A 262-nucleotide genomic window follows, 5' to 3' on the forward strand; every position below is an offset into this window, starting at 1 on the left:
TTCTTCCATTAAAATAGTGGTCCCTATTTATTTGTCGACCGAGGTTCGTTCGGCTCTTAATATAGAGATCACTATTTAATTATCAACCGGAGTTGTCCATGTCCAAAAGACTCGAAGATAAGATTGCCCTCATCACGGGAAGCTCGCGCGGTATCGGTCGCGCTGCCGCCCTGGCCTTCGCGAAAGAGGGCGCCGCTCTGATCGGCGTGCACTACACTGCCAACCCGGATGCGGCGCGCGCCACGGTGCGCGACATCGAGGC

Annotated in this window: 1 protein-coding gene; it reads left to right on the forward strand. The window is 55.0% G+C overall.

Features of this window, described 5'->3' with window-relative positions; all coding sequences use genetic code 11:
* Positions 1–98: 98 nt before the first annotated feature.
* Positions 99–262 (forward strand): SDR family NAD(P)-dependent oxidoreductase (locus tag SB659_RS19790; protein WP_410551648.1); only part of this gene is annotated, 164 nt, incomplete at its 3' end.

It is taken from the genome of Arthrobacter sp. SIMBA_036 (assembly GCF_046535135.1).
In the GTDB taxonomy this organism is placed as follows: domain Bacteria; phylum Actinomycetota; class Actinomycetes; order Actinomycetales; family Micrococcaceae; genus Arthrobacter.